We start from the raw sequence: 12803 nt of genomic DNA, 5'->3' as shown, positions 1-12803 counted from the left end.
CGCAGGACCTCCTCGGAGGGTTCGGCGCCGTCCTGGTCGATCGCGTCCGTCCAGCGCCTCGCGACCCGGGCCAGGAAATCCGGGTCGTGCTCCACTGCGGTCCGGGTCAGGGCATGTTCCATCCGGGCGGCCGTCTCCGCATCGCACAGCGGCCGCACCCGGGCCAGGGCGAGGGTGATGATGGTCGCGGACCGCGACGGGACCGTACCGGCGGCCACGGCGTCGGCGAGTTCCTCGCGCAGGGGCGGGAGCGGCTGGCCGGTGATCCCGGTCCGCGGCAACACGTCCCCGGCCAGGGCCAGCCGGCGGTGGGCCTCGACGGCGGTGATCTGGAGCCGGTCCCGCAGGAACTCGCCGGTCTTGCGGTAGCCGTCATCGAGGACCGGGGCGTTCTCGGCGGCAGCCTCCTTGCGGGTCCGGTTCACCGCCCCGGCAGCAACAACCTGCAGGTATTCCAAGGCCCGGGCAGCCTCTTCGACCCCGGCGGCGAACTCCACGGCCTCACCGAACCCGAACAGCGCCGCATCCCCGGCCGCCGTCGCGGTCAACTCCCGTAGCTGTCCCAGAACGCTACGCAGTGACCGACCCCGGCGGACATCATCGCCCGGCCAGCCGGCCGGCCGAGCAATGAGGGCTGCACTGGTTCCCATGAATCAATTCTGCCGTGGACCTACGACATTATTGCCCGCACCGGAACAGCCGTCGCCCTCTTAGGACGGGGGCGGCAGCGGCGCGGAACCTGCACGGGACCGGCCACGGAAAACCCCCGGACATCACCACCCGGCCGCCTGGAGCAAAGGCGACCGCGGCACTGATTCCCATGGACCAATCCAAGCAGGAGGGTAGGACACATTTTGAAACAGCTCACACGCGGCCCGGATCCGCCAGACGGCGGCATGACAGACTAGCCGGATGGACAGCTCAGTCTCCCCGCAGCCAGCCCAACAGGACCCCGCTGAAGATCTGTCGGCCGCAAGCGCAAAGCCGGAAGAGCAGGAAACGCCCCCGCGCAACCCGTACCTCGAGCCCCGCCGGCCGCTCGGACCGCGGGACCCCGGCGATGCCTGGGTGGAAGGCGAACACGGCCGCTTCTGGGGCCGCTTCGGCTCCGCGGGACTGCTCGTCCATGATGCTGCGAAGGGTGTGCTGCTGCAGCACCGCGCCACCTGGAGCGACCAGGGCGGAACGTGGGGACTTCCCGGCGGCGCCCTGCATCAGGGTGAGGACGCCGTCAACGGCGCGCTCAGGGAGGCCAACGAGGAGGCCGCGGTACCGCCCGAATCCGTCCGCGTGCTGTTCACCTCGGTGTTCGACGTCGGGTACTGGTCCTACACGACCGTGGCCGCCCAGGTCGTCGAGCCCTTCGAACCGGCCATTAGCGACCCGGAAAGCCTTGAATTGCAGTGGGTCAGCCTTGAGGGTGTGGGCGACAAAGAGCTCCACCCGGGGTTTGCGGCCGCGTGGCCCGCGCTGCGTCGCAGGCTTCAGGCTCCCCGCGAAGGTGACCGCCGCGATAGTGACGGAGCCGGCACGTCAGGCACGTCAGGCAAGTAACGCCAGCGACGACGACGGCGGCGCCACGTGGCGCTAAGGCCAGCGGCTCCGCCGTCGAACGGACGCCTGGGCCGTGCAGCTGGCCAGTAAGACTCTCAGCCAATCACAGCAGGGTGTCCCCGCAGGAAAGAGCAGCGCTCAGTACCGGCCCGGGACCTCGAAGGCGGCCAGTATCCTGGCAAGATCCTGCTGCAGCGTGGTCCAGCCCTCCAGGTCCTCGGGAAGCGCGTCGCGCTCGATCCGATGCGCAGTCGCCAGCGCGGCGATACCCGACGTCGTCAGGGCCACAGAGAACTGCCTGCGGTCGCGCTGGTCCCTGGTTCGGGTGACGAGGCCGGACTCTTCGAGCCGGCCGAGCACCTTCCCCAAGGACTGGCTCTGGACCGCGATCCGGCGCGCCAGCTGCTCCTGGTTCAACGGCCCCCCGGCCAAACCCTGGAGGGCTATCACGGCGGCGTGCGACAGGCCCAGCGCCGCCAGGGCCTGGTCCTTGCGCCGCTCTACCACCCGTGCGGCCATGGATAAGAGCTGATCCGTCCGCCACCTCTTAGTGGCCGGATTATTGTCCGCGCTCTCGCTCATCCGCGGCACCCGGACCGGCGCCCTTTGCCTGCTCTTTTCGGTTCCCATGTTGCTCGGGGAACGGCGTTCACAATGCTCATGATGCCTCCCTCGCTCCGGTGGACAAACTTAAGGTGCGCGGCTATCACACGCCGCACTCCGGTCCTACCATAAGCATGCTTACTATGTATTTGGCAAGTCTGCTTACTATTCGGCGCCGCCGGGGCACGGCAAGTAGCCCCACGTCGGGGGCTCCATCGGTTGGGCGGAAAGCCGGGTCAGGCCTGCTTGGGCGCCGGGCGGCGGCGGTAAAGCCAGATGAGGCCAAGGATCGGCAGCAGCAGCGGGATGAAGCCGTAGCCGCGGCCAAACAAGGACCAAACCGTCTCGTGCGGGAAGTTGACCGCATCGAAAAGACTGAGCGCTCCGACCACCAGAACCCCGATCAGCTCGACCAGGACGGCGGTCACGGACACCTTGAACCAGGTCCGGCCGGCCTTCGCGAGGGACACGGTCGCCACGATGTAGACGACGGCGGCGAAGGCGGACAGCAGGTAGGCAAGCGGCGCCTCGGAGAACTTGGTGAGGATCTGGTACCCGGCCCGGGCGGTTGCCGAGAGCGCGAACACCGCATAGACAGCAATCAGCAGCCGGCCCGGTCCGGTGTTGCGGGTATCCTTCGACGCCGGGCGGGCGGTCCCGGCGGCGGTTTCGCTCGGCTGCCCGGCGGTGGTCCCGGCGTCGCCGCCAGTGTGCTGTGAAGCCGTCATGTTCTTCTTTGCCTCTTCCACGTCAGTACCAGATCTGGTTCATTCGGGCCGCCATCACCAGCGCGGTGACGCCGACAGCCGCCAGCACGAAATTGCTCCACCGGGTGCGTTCCAGGATGGCCCAGTACACCGCGCCGACCGGGAGCATCAGCGCTGTGACCAAGTAGCCCCAAAACTCCCAGGGCTCCCCCGCGATGTGCTCCCCCGACGCGACCCGGATAATCGAACCCACCAGATAGACCAGCAGGGACAGTTCGACGGCGGCCACCGAGAGGATTGTCGCATCGTTCGGGGCCTTCTTCAGGATGCCGGCACCGACGCAAAGGAGGGTGGAGAGCAGCCCTACCACCAGGATGATGTAGAAATACGCGTCCAAGGCTAGCCCGCCGGCTCTGCGGAGGAAGGCGCGGAGGAAGGCGTCACGGAGGCAGTCTTCCCGGCGGCCGGTTTTTCATTGTCCGGCGCGAAGACCAGCACGGGCTTGGCATAGCTTCCGGCGTCGGCCAGCAGCGCCACGAGTGAGCCGTCCGGCGCGAACGCGGCCGCGGGCTTCTCCGGCGTTGCGGCGTCCGGCGTGCCGGCAGCGGCACCCGCCGCGATCCTGCGGCCGAAGGACAGTTCCGTGGTTTCTTCCGCCGTGAGCTCCCGGTTGGGCATGAGCGCCCGGGCTGCCTGAGACATCTCCAGGACGTCCAATTCCTCGGCCAGCTGCTCCAGGGTGCGCGCCTGCTCCAGGCTGTAGGGGCCAACCTGGGTCCGGCGCAGGGCGGTGAGGTGGCCTCCAACACCGAGGGCCTCGCCGAGATCCCGGGCGAGGGCACGAATGTACGTGCCGGAGGAACACTCCACGGTCACGTCCAAGTCCAGGGCTTCGCCGTCCTGCGTGCGGCGGAGTTCGTGGATGTCGAAGCGGTAGATCGTCACAGGCCGTGCGGCGAGCTTCACATCTTCCCCGGAACGGACGCGGGCGTAGGCACGCTCACCGTTGACCTTGATGGCACTGACACTGCTGGGAACCTGCTGGATCTCGCCGGTCAGGGCGGCGACGCCGGCCCGGATGCCTTCCTCGGTGACCGCGGCGGCACTGCGGGTTGCGGTGACCTCGCCTTCGGCGTCGTCCGTGACGGTCGACTCGCCAAGGCGGATGGTGGCGGTGTAGGTCTTGGAGGTGCCCACGATGTAGGTCAGCAGGCGGGTCGCCTTGTTGATGCCGAGCACCAGCACCCCGGTTGCCATGGGGTCCAGCGTTCCGGCGTGGCCCACCTTTCGGGTACCGGCGATCCGCCGCATCCGTCCAACCACATCGTGGCTGGTCCAGCCTTGCGGCTTATCCACTATTACCAGTCCAGAAAGCACGCCTCCCAGTATATCCGCGCCGGGACGGCCCCCGGCGCGGACGCCCGGGCCTGGCAGCCGGCCACGGCTAGGATGGCAGACATGCCCGAGCTTGCAGCCCACGTCCGCGACGTTCCCGTCAACCAGATCCGCGAAATCACCGAGGCCGCCTGGCACACGCCCGGCGCGATCGTGCTGAGCATCGGCGAGCCGGGCTTTGCCCTCCCCCGGCACATCCTCGAGGCCGGGATGGCCTGCCTGGACCGTGACGAGACCAACTACACCCCCAATGCCGGCATTCCGGCGCTGCGGGAAGCCTTCGCAGCCAGATTCCGCGAGCACAATGCGACGCCGGTCGGCGCCGAACGGGTGTACGTCGTCGACGGCGCGCAGCAGGGCCTGCACTTTGCCATGACCTTGTTGCTCTCCCCCGGCGACGAAATCCTGATCCCCAATCCGGGTTACCCGACCTTTGCGATGACGGCCAGCCTGCTGCATGCCGTCCCGGTCGGATACCCGCTCTACCCGGACCACGACTTCCAGCCGCGGATCGAAGACATCGAAGCGCTGATCACGCCGCGGACCAAGGTCCTGATCCTCAATTCCCCGTCCAACCCGCTCGGGGCCGTGCTGGGCGAGGAACTCACCCGCAGCCTCCTGGAGCTGGCCCGGCGGCACGATCTCTGGATCATCTCGGACGAGTGCTACGAGGCCTTCACCTATGACGTACCGCACATCAGCCCGGCCCGCTTCGACAGCGACGTTCCCGGCGAGGCCAGGGTGTTCACCTCCCTGACCCTGTCCAAGACCTACGGGCTTACGGGGCTGCGCATCGGTGCGCTGATCTGCCCGCCGGGGATCGAGCAGCAGATGAACAACGTGATGGAGGCGATCGTTTCCTGCGTCGCGTCGCCCTCGCAGTATGCCGCGCTGGCAGCCCTGACCGGCCCGCAGGACTACGTCAGCCACGCCCACGCGCATTACCGGGCCAATCGGGACGCCGCCTCCGCCGTGCTGGAGTCCAAGGGCATCCCGTTCCTCACCGCGCAGGGCGCCTTCTACCTCTGGGCCGACGTCTCGCACGTCAGCGGCGGAGACGTTCGGGCCTGGGTGCGGCGCTTCCTCGGGGACTCCGGAGTGTCCTTCGCCCCGGGCACCGCGTTCGGCTCCATCGGCGAAGGCTGGATCCGGATTGCCCTGTGCGGCAGCCAGGCGGAGCTTGTGGAAGGCCTGGGCCGGCTCCCTGCCCGCGACCCGGCCGTCTAGTCCTACCGCCCGGGCGCGCCAGGCAGTAGCCTGACCAAACGCGGGTGCGGGCGGATTCACGGCGGGTGCGCGGCTGGCCCGGGAGGAGGACCTCATGTGGTGGCAGGACTTGTTGTGGGGCATCTGGAACGGGCTCACGGCCTGGATTGTGCTGATCGCCCACGTCTTCGGGGCCTGGCGGGAGTTCCCCTTCTACAACATGGGGCGGGCCGGCAACTGGTATGACTTCGGCTTCCTGCTGGGGATGGGCTCCCCGCTGCTGGGCGGCCTGGGCGCCCGACGGCGGCGCTGAGGCAGCGACGCCGGCCGATCCGGATCAGGGTTACCGGCTCAAAGCCGGATTTCGTCTTCCGGCAACGGCAGCGGCGCCTGCGCCGCGCTGAAGGACATCTTGACGATGAAGTGTCCCTCGGAGCAGTTCCTCGCGATGATGGCCCCCGCTTCGCCGGCCAGCTTCACCCCGAATTGAAGTTCGAGATGTTCGGGAGCGAGCTCCCTCATCACGTCGGCAGCGGCCCTGGCTGCCGGCCTCACCGCGGCAAGGGCGTCTTCAAGCCGCCGGCCGGCGTCGAGGATGCCGAGTTCGTTTCGCGCCGGCCGTTCGACGCCGAAGCTGCCTTCCTCGACCTCCACCAGCACCGTTCCCGACCCGACCTCGTAGCGCAGGATTTCAGTCATTGCTTGCTCCCTTCGGGCCGGGCTGCCAGCGCACCGTCCAGCCAACTGCGCAGGGCAGCAGCCGGCGGGGCTCCCGCCTGCCGTGCCACGACCTTGCCGTTGGCGATCACCAGCATGGTGGGAATCGCCTGCACATCGAAGCGCCGGGAAAGCTCCGGAGACTTGTCCACATCCACCTTGACGAGTTTGACCCGGCCGGCCCGTTCCTGCGCCAGTTTGTCCAGTACCGGGCTGACCATCCGGCATGGGCCGCACCACGCCGCCCAGAAGTCCACCAGGGCGGGCACCGGGGACCGCTCCGCGACGGCGGCAAAGTCTGCGTCGCCGGCCTCGACAATCCACGGCAGGTCCCGGCGGCACTTGCCGCAGCGCGGGTGCCCGGCCGCAGCGGCCGGTATGCGGTTGGTCGTGCCGCAGAGGGGGCACTTGAGCAGCGTCGTCGTCACGGCCGGTCGCCGCCGTTCCACTTGCCCGCAGTCATGCCTCCATGGGACGCTCGGGCCGGCACCGGGCATAGAGTCCAAAGTCCTCCGGAGCCCCGGCGGACACAGAACTGGCCGGGCCCGTTTCCGGGTCCGGCCAGTTCTGGCGGTGCTGGGGTTACTTGTTGCTGTCCTCGTCGACGTCGCCGTCGGCGGTGAGGTCAGTGTCCTCTTCGTCGAAGTCGTCTTCGTCGAGCTCGACGTCCTCCGGGATGTCGCTCTTGTACGGATCGGCGTCGCCGGCGTGCTTGGCGCTGGCGGCCAGGGCCGCAACCTCGGCGTCGCGCTTCTTGGCCTCACGCAGCAGTTCCTCAAGGTTCGAGGCCACCACGGGGATCTGGTCGGCCACGAATTCCAGCGTCGGCGTCAATCGGACGGTGATGTTGCGGCCGACTTCCTGGCGCAGCACACCCTTGGCCTTCTCCAGGCCCTTGGCCGCGTCGGCCTGGGCCACCTCGTCGCCGAAGACGGTGTAGTAGACGGTCGCGTGCTGCAGATCGTTGGTCACACGCGCGTCGGTTACGGTCACGCCTTCCAACCGGGGATCCTTCACCCTCCGGCCCAAAGCCTCAGCGACGACAACCTTAATCCGCTGCGCCAACTTGGCAGCCCGTGCGGGATCAGCCATTTCCACTCCTAAAAAATTTGGATGTACGACGACGCCGAAACGAATGCCGCACATTGGTGAGTTTGGTGCCACGCGCCTAAGTCAAGCCTACGACGGACTCCCGTTGGATTCTTTCCGGCGGCCTGGGAGTGGCATCGGGCCTGCCGGAGCTGGGCGGCCGACGTCGTCAGACGTTGGCCGCCCAGCGCAGGGGCGGGGCCGCCGGAAAGAATCCAACGGCCCCGCACCTGTTACTGCTGACTCGCCATCAGGCGGACCGACTTAGACGCGCGGCTTTTCGCGCATCTCGAAGGTCTCGATGATGTCACCTTCGTTGATGTCGTTGTACGAGCCAAGGCCGATACCGCACTCGAAGTCCGTGCGGACCTCGGTTGCGTCGTCCTTGAAGCGCTTGAGCGTCTCAACGGTGAGGTTGTCGCCGATGATCTTGCCGTCGCGGGTGATGCGGGCCTTCGCGTTGCGCCGGATGACACCGGAGCGGACGATCGAGCCTGCAATATTGCCGAACTTGGAAGAACGGAACACTTCGCGGACCTCGGCGGTACCAAGCTGGACCTCTTCGTACTCCGGCTTGAGCATGCCCTTGAGGGCTGCTTCGATGTCATCGATTGCTGCGTAGATGACGGAGTAGAAGCGCATGTCCACGCCTTCGCGGTCTGCCAGTTCGGCAACACGCTCGGCGGGCTTGACGTTGAAGCCGATGATGACGGCGGAGTCGACCGTTGCCAGGTTGACGTCGTTCTGCGTGATCGCACCGACACCGCGGTGGATAACGCGGAGCTGGACACCTTCGCCGACATCAATCTTGAGCAGCGCGTCTTCGAGGGCTTCAACCGCACCGGACACGTCACCCTTGAGGATGAGGTTGAGGGTGTCGATCTTGCCTTCGGCGACGGCCTGGTCGAAGTCTTCCAGGCTGATGCGCTTGCGGCGCTTGGCCAGGGCGGCGTTGCGGTCTGCGGCTTCACGCTTCTCGGCGATCTGGCGGGCGGTGCGCTCGTCAGCGGTCACGAAGAAGGTGTCACCGGCGCGCGGGACGTTGGACAGACCCAGCACCTGAACGGGGCGGGACGGGCCGGCCTCGGTCAGCGCGCTGCCGTCGTCGTCGAACATGGCGCGGACGCGGCCGTGGGCCGTGCCTGCCACGATCGTGTCGCCGACGTGCAGCGTGCCGGACTGGACCAGGACGGTAGCGACCGCACCGCGGCCCTTGTCCAGGTTGGCTTCGATCGCGATACCGCGGGCGTCCTTGTTCGGGTTGGCGCGCATGTCGAGGGCGGCGTCCGCGGTGAGCAGGACTGCCTCGAGCAGCTCGTCGATGTTGAGGTTCTGGCGGGCAGAGACCTCAACGAACATGGTGTCACCACCGTACTCTTCCGGAACCAGGCCGTACTCGGTCAGCTGGCCGCGGACCTTTTCCGGGTTGGCGCCTTCCTTGTCGATCTTGTTCACGGCCACGACGATCGGCACGTTGGCCGCCTGGGCGTGGTTGAGCGCTTCGATGGTCTGCGGCATAACGCCGTCGTCCGCTGCCACCACGAGGATGGCAATATCGGTGACCTTCGCACCACGGGCACGCATGGCGGTGAACGCCTCGTGGCCCGGAGTATCGATGAAGGTGATCTTGCGATCGGTGCCCTCGTGGTTGTGCGTGACCTGGTACGCACCGATGTGCTGCGTGATGCCGCCGTGCTCGCCCGCCATAACGTCGGACTTGCGGATGGCATCGAGCAGCCGGGTCTTACCGTGGTCAACGTGGCCCATGACGGTAACTACCGGCGGACGAGCCTCAAGCTCCTCGTCGCCTTCGGCTTCCAGCTCCGCTTCGAAGTCAATGTCGAAGCCGGAGAGCAGCTCGCGCTCCTCGTCCTCCGGCGAGACGACCTGGAGCTTGTAGCCAAGCTCCTCGCCCAGCAGGGCGAAGGTTTCCTCGTCCAGCGACTGCGTGGCCGTGGCCATTTCGCCGAGGTGGAACAGGACCGTCACCAGTGCGGCGGGGTTTGCCTCGATCTTGTCGGCGAAGTCCGTGATGGACGAGCCGCGGCGGAGCCGGACAATGGTGTTGCCGTCGCCGCGGGGTACGCTCACGCCACCCAGCGACGGGGCACTCATCTGCTCGAGTTCCTGGCGCTTGGCACGCTTCGACTTGCGCTGCTTGCCGCGGCCTGCACCGCCCTTGCCGAAGGCACCCTGGGTGCCACCGCGACCGCGGCCACCCTTGCCGAAGCCACCGCCGGCCGGAGCGCCGCCGCCGGCACCGGGAGCACCGGTTCCGGGAGCGCCACCCGGGCGGCCCGGACCACGGCCGCCGCCGCCGGGACGGCCGGCACCAGCGGGTGCGGGACGTTCGGTGCGGTTAGGCATCATGCCCGGAGTCGGACGGTTTCCGCCGGCTCCGGGACGGGCGCCGGGAGCGCCGGCCGGACGCGGAGCGCCCGGACGTGCACCGGCAGCGCCGGCCGGACGCGGTGCGCCCGGACGGGGACCACCAGCGCCGGCTGCGGGACGGGGGCCGCCGGGGCGTTCGCCCTCGGTGCGGCTTCCGCCCGGACGCGGCATGCCCTGGGAAGGAGCGAACGGGTTGTTGCCCGGACGGGAGGTGCGTTCGTTGTCGCCGCCGCGGCCGCGGGGCATGCCCTGGGACGTAGCGAACGGGTTGTTGCCGGGACGGGGTCCGCCCGGACGCGGCGCCGAGCCGCCCTGGCGTGCCGGAGCAGCCGGGGTTTCGGCCTTCGGTGCCGGACGTGCACCGGGCTTGGCGCCGGAGGACGGAGCCGCCGGGGCCTCGGCAGCCGGAGCGGCGGCGGGTGCCGCTGCTGCGGGCGCCTCGGCCGGAGCAGAGGGAGCCGACGGAGCCGGGGCTTCAGTCTTGGTTTCGGCGGCCTTCGGCGCGGCCGGAGCCGGCGCGGGCGCCGGTCGTGTCGCTGCGGGGCTGGCCTTGGGGGCGGACGCGGGCGCTTCGGACTTCGGAGCCGCAGGCGCGTCGGGGTAGGCGTTGCGGAGTTTTCGCACAACGGGGGCCTCAATGGTGGAAGAGGCGGAGCGAACGAATTCGCCCAGTTCCTGCAGTTTGGTTACTGCATCTTTGGAAGTAATACCGAGCTCTTTTGCAAGCTCATGTACGCGGACCTTGGCCACATTTCTCCTGTCTCGGTCCGCACCGAGCCAGGCACGAACCGTCTACTTCTTACTGCGGGCCTCCGCCGCGATTGCAGCTGAAAGGCCCATTGCAGAGCGCAACAAAGTTGTCATCGTTGCGCACTCATCGCTGGGAACTCATCGGGTTTCCATCAGTTTTCTGACCCGCTTTCAGGTTGGACGGTTGTTGCTGCGGCCACCGGGGTGTCCACTGCTTGCGTGCCTGCCATGATCCGGCGTTCGACGTCGGCGGTTCCGGCAGCGCCATTGAGGGCGCGTCCGAACGCTCGACGTTTGACCGCCAGTGCCAGGCACTTTTCGCTGGGGTGCAGCCATGCACCCCGGCCAGCCATCCGGCGTCGTTCATCCACCACGACAGCGGATGAACCGCTGGCGTCGGCGACGAGCCGGACTAACTCCGACCGCAGACCCTTCTTCCGGCATCCGATGCAGGTGCGCTGCGGCTGATTCCCGAGGTGTTGCACTTCTGCCACTACGAGTATCTTCCTGCCAGTACGCATCTGCCGGCCCCGGCTCCCGGTCGGAAAACCGGTCGCGTCGAAGGCACGCGGACACCGGCCGTTAGGCGCGGTCATGTCTATTCTAGCCCCTCCGGCCCCCGTCGCCCGAAATGGGGGCTACGCGGGAACCCCGGAGGGGCCACGGGTGCGGTGCCGCGGGACGGCCCCGGTCCGGTGCTATTTGTCGCGGTTCTCCGCGGCGTCGGAGACGATGTCGATCCGCCATCCGGTGAGCTTGGCGGCCAGGCGTGCATTCTGGCCTTCCTTGCCGATGGCCAGGGAGAGCTGGTAGTCCGGGACGACCACGCGGGCGGACCGGGTGGCCTCATCCGTGATGGTGACCGAATTCACCCGTGACGGCGAGAGCGCGCTGGCGATGAACGAGGCGGGATCGTCGCTGTAGTCGACGATGTCGATCTTTTCGTCGTTCAGTTCAGTCATCACGGCCCGGACACGCGAACCCATTTCGCCGATGCAGGCACCCTTGGCGTTGATGCCGGGGGTGTTGGCCTTCACCGCGATCTTGGTGCGGTGGCCGGCCTCGCGGGCCAGCGCGACGATCTCGACCGAGCGGTCCGCGATCTCCGGGACCTCCAGCTCGAACAACTTCCGGACCAGCCCGGGGTGGGACCGGGACAGCGTGATCGAGGGGCCCTTGGTACCGCGGTGCACGTCGATCACGAAAGCGCGGAGCCGGTTGCCGTGGGTGTACTTCTCGCCTGGAACCTGCTCGGGCGGCGGCAGCAGCGCCTCCACCGTTCCGAGGTTGACCTGGATCATGTGCGGGTTGTTGCCCTGCTGGATGGTGCCCGCGACGAGTTCGCCCTCGCGGCCCTTGAACTGGCCCAGCACGTTGTCGTCCTCGGCGTCGCGAAGGCGCTGCAGGATGATCTGCCGCGCTGTGCTTGCCGCGATGCGGCCGAAGCCGGCCGGGGTGTCCTCGAACTCGCCGATCGGCGCGCCGTCGTCGTCGATTTCGGTGGCCCAGATCGTCACGTGGCCGCTCTTGCGGTCCAGCTCTGCACGGGCCTTCTCGAAGGCCCCCGGGGTCTTGTGGTAGGCCACCAGCAGGGCCTGCTCGATGGTCGGAATCAGGAGATCCAGCGGGATTTCGCGCTCACGCTCCAGGAGTCTCAGTGCGCTCATGTCAATATCCATTAGGCCTCCTCGGAAGGTCCATTGTCGTTCTCCAGACCGGCCTCTTCGAGGTGGCTGAACTCTATCTCGACTTTTCCACTACGGATCCTGTCGAAAGGAAGTTTGACGGGTTCGCCCTGCTTGGGCTTCATCCCCTTTTTGACGGCCAGCTCCGGAACCAAGGTCACGCCGCCGTCGTCGACGGACTGGATGCGGCCGGTGACGTTGTCGCCCTGGATCACGTTGACCGTGACGAGCCGTCCGCGGGCGCGGTACCAGTGCCGTTCCTCGGTGAGCGGCCGCCCGACGCCGGGCGAGGAGACCTCAAGGTCGTAGGGGCGCGAGTCGGTGCTCGGATCGTTGTCCAGGATGTCCGAGAGAGTCTTCGAAATCTCGGCGATGACGTCAAGACTGACGCCGCCGGTCTCCTCCTGCGGCAGGTCCACCACCACGTGGACCACCCGGTTGGCGCCGGCAATGTGGATGGAAACGTCCTCCAGGTACAGCCGGTTTGCCAGGACTGCAGGCTCGAGGAGCGCGTACAGGCGCTCGGCCTCCAGATTGTGAGCGGGTGCGGCTTCAGCCTTCCCCGTCCCGGTCCGGTCTGTCGAAGTCGTGGCTTCTGCGTTGGTCATGATGCCGCCCGCCTCCCGCTAGATGATGTTGTGTCTACTAGCGTAGCGATATTCCCGGCGACGTGGTGCACCCACTTCCCGGCCGGCATGACAACATG

Annotated in this window: 15 protein-coding genes; 3 read left to right on the top strand and 12 right to left on the bottom strand. The window is 67.7% G+C overall.

Going from position 1 to position 12803, the window contains the following annotated elements:
• On the bottom strand, positions 1 to 650 hold a 650-nt coding region (locus AC1DB8_RS15905; RefSeq protein ID WP_476893561.1), incomplete at its 3' end, for a DUF222 domain-containing protein.
• A 313-nt stretch (positions 651 to 963) separates the two neighbouring features.
• Here AC1DB8_RS15905 and AC1DB8_RS15900 point away from each other — a divergent pair.
• Entirely contained in the window at positions 964 to 1554 is a 591-nt protein-coding gene (locus AC1DB8_RS15900; RefSeq protein ID WP_441419371.1) for an NUDIX domain-containing protein, read from the top strand.
• A gap of 138 nt (positions 1555 to 1692) precedes the next feature.
• Here AC1DB8_RS15900 and AC1DB8_RS15895 read toward each other — a convergent pair whose 3' ends face one another.
• The 4 genes from AC1DB8_RS15895 to truB form a co-directional block, all read right to left on the bottom strand.
• On the bottom strand, positions 1693 to 2073 hold the full coding sequence (locus AC1DB8_RS15895) for a MarR family winged helix-turn-helix transcriptional regulator (protein WP_441419367.1): 381 nt from the start codon (positions 2071 to 2073) through the stop codon (positions 1693 to 1695).
• A 320-nt stretch (positions 2074 to 2393) separates the two neighbouring features.
• Positions 2394 to 2885, bottom strand: coding sequence for a hypothetical protein (locus AC1DB8_RS15890; protein WP_441419366.1), 492 nt, complete (start codon positions 2883 to 2885; stop codon positions 2394 to 2396).
• A gap of 22 nt (positions 2886 to 2907) precedes the next feature.
• Positions 2908 to 3261 (bottom strand): hypothetical protein, encoded by a 354-nt coding sequence (locus AC1DB8_RS15885; RefSeq protein WP_476893560.1) that lies wholly within the window; start codon positions 3259 to 3261, stop codon positions 2908 to 2910.
• A 2-nt stretch (positions 3262 to 3263) separates the two neighbouring features.
• Positions 3264 to 4241: a tRNA pseudouridine(55) synthase TruB gene (truB, locus tag AC1DB8_RS15880; protein WP_476893559.1), complete on the bottom strand. Its 978-nt coding sequence runs from the start codon at positions 4239 to 4241 to the stop codon at positions 3264 to 3266.
• A gap of 81 nt (positions 4242 to 4322) precedes the next feature.
• Here truB and AC1DB8_RS15875 point away from each other — a divergent pair, with 81 nt between their 5' ends.
• Both AC1DB8_RS15875 and AC1DB8_RS15870 read left to right on the top strand, forming a co-directional pair.
• A complete protein-coding gene (locus AC1DB8_RS15875) occupies positions 4323 to 5486 on the top strand; it encodes a pyridoxal phosphate-dependent aminotransferase (protein WP_476893558.1) in 1164 nt (387 codons plus the stop codon).
• Between the two features lie 94 nt (positions 5487 to 5580).
• Positions 5581 to 5778 (top strand): hypothetical protein, encoded by a 198-nt coding sequence (locus tag AC1DB8_RS15870; RefSeq protein ID WP_175323187.1) that lies wholly within the window; start codon positions 5581 to 5583, stop codon positions 5776 to 5778.
• A 38-nt stretch (positions 5779 to 5816) separates the two neighbouring features.
• Here AC1DB8_RS15870 and AC1DB8_RS15865 read toward each other — a convergent pair whose 3' ends face one another.
• The 7 genes from AC1DB8_RS15865 to AC1DB8_RS15835 form a co-directional block, all read right to left on the bottom strand.
• Positions 5817 to 6164 carry a CU044_2847 family protein gene (locus AC1DB8_RS15865; protein WP_441419362.1) on the bottom strand — a complete coding sequence of 116 codons (348 nt, stop codon included), beginning with the start codon at positions 6162 to 6164 and terminating at the stop codon, positions 5817 to 5819.
• On the bottom strand, positions 6161 to 6610 hold the full coding sequence (gene trxA, locus AC1DB8_RS15860; RefSeq protein ID WP_476893557.1) for a thioredoxin: 450 nt from the start codon (positions 6608 to 6610) through the stop codon (positions 6161 to 6163). Before trxA ends, AC1DB8_RS15865 begins: the two co-directional genes overlap by 4 nt.
• Before the next feature lie 154 nt (positions 6611 to 6764).
• A complete protein-coding gene (gene rbfA, locus AC1DB8_RS15855; RefSeq protein WP_476893556.1) occupies positions 6765 to 7274 on the bottom strand; it encodes a 30S ribosome-binding factor RbfA in 510 nt (169 codons plus the stop codon).
• Positions 7275 to 7535: 261 nt separating this feature from the next.
• A complete protein-coding gene (gene infB, locus AC1DB8_RS15850; protein ID WP_441419359.1) occupies positions 7536 to 10412 on the bottom strand; it encodes a translation initiation factor IF-2 in 2877 nt (958 codons plus the stop codon).
• A gap of 152 nt (positions 10413 to 10564) precedes the next feature.
• A complete protein-coding gene (locus tag AC1DB8_RS15845) occupies positions 10565 to 10906 on the bottom strand; it encodes a YlxR family protein (protein WP_441419358.1) in 342 nt (113 codons plus the stop codon).
• 204 nt (positions 10907 to 11110) lie between these two features.
• Positions 11111 to 12091 (bottom strand): transcription termination factor NusA, encoded by a 981-nt coding sequence (gene nusA, locus AC1DB8_RS15840; protein ID WP_175323181.1) that lies wholly within the window; start codon positions 12089 to 12091, stop codon positions 11111 to 11113.
• Positions 12091 to 12705: a ribosome maturation factor RimP gene (locus tag AC1DB8_RS15835; protein WP_441419357.1), complete on the bottom strand. Its 615-nt coding sequence runs from the start codon at positions 12703 to 12705 to the stop codon at positions 12091 to 12093. The genes nusA and AC1DB8_RS15835 overlap by 1 nt, the downstream gene beginning before the upstream one ends.
• Between the last annotated feature and the right edge of the window lie 98 nt (positions 12706 to 12803).

This window comes from Arthrobacter sp. 10N410 (genome assembly GCF_056394945.1).
The sequence above is the reverse complement of the archived record's forward strand: the minus strand, read 5'-3'. Positions and strand labels throughout refer to the sequence as shown.

Coding starts and splice junctions, on each gene's coding strand:
- AC1DB8_RS15895 (WP_441419367.1), bottom strand. CDS start 2,073: ATGGCCGCACGGGTGGTAGAGCGGCGCAAGGACCAGGCCCTGGCGGCG.
- AC1DB8_RS15890 (WP_441419366.1), bottom strand. CDS start 2,885: ATGACGGCTTCACAGCACACTGGCGGCGACGCCGGGACCACCGCCGGG.
- AC1DB8_RS15875 (WP_476893558.1), top strand. CDS start 4,323: ATGCCCGAGCTTGCAGCCCACGTCCGCGACGTTCCCGTCAACCAGATC.
- AC1DB8_RS15870 (WP_175323187.1), top strand. CDS start 5,581: ATGTGGTGGCAGGACTTGTTGTGGGGCATCTGGAACGGGCTCACGGCC.
- AC1DB8_RS15865 (WP_441419362.1), bottom strand. CDS start 6,164: ATGACTGAAATCCTGCGCTACGAGGTCGGGTCGGGAACGGTGCTGGTG.
- rbfA (WP_476893556.1), bottom strand. CDS start 7,274: ATGGCTGATCCCGCACGGGCTGCCAAGTTGGCGCAGCGGATTAAGGTT.
- nusA (WP_175323181.1), bottom strand. CDS start 12,091: ATGGATATTGACATGAGCGCACTGAGACTCCTGGAGCGTGAGCGCGAA.
- AC1DB8_RS15835 (WP_441419357.1), bottom strand. CDS start 12,705: ATGACCAACGCAGAAGCCACGACTTCGACAGACCGGACCGGGACGGGG.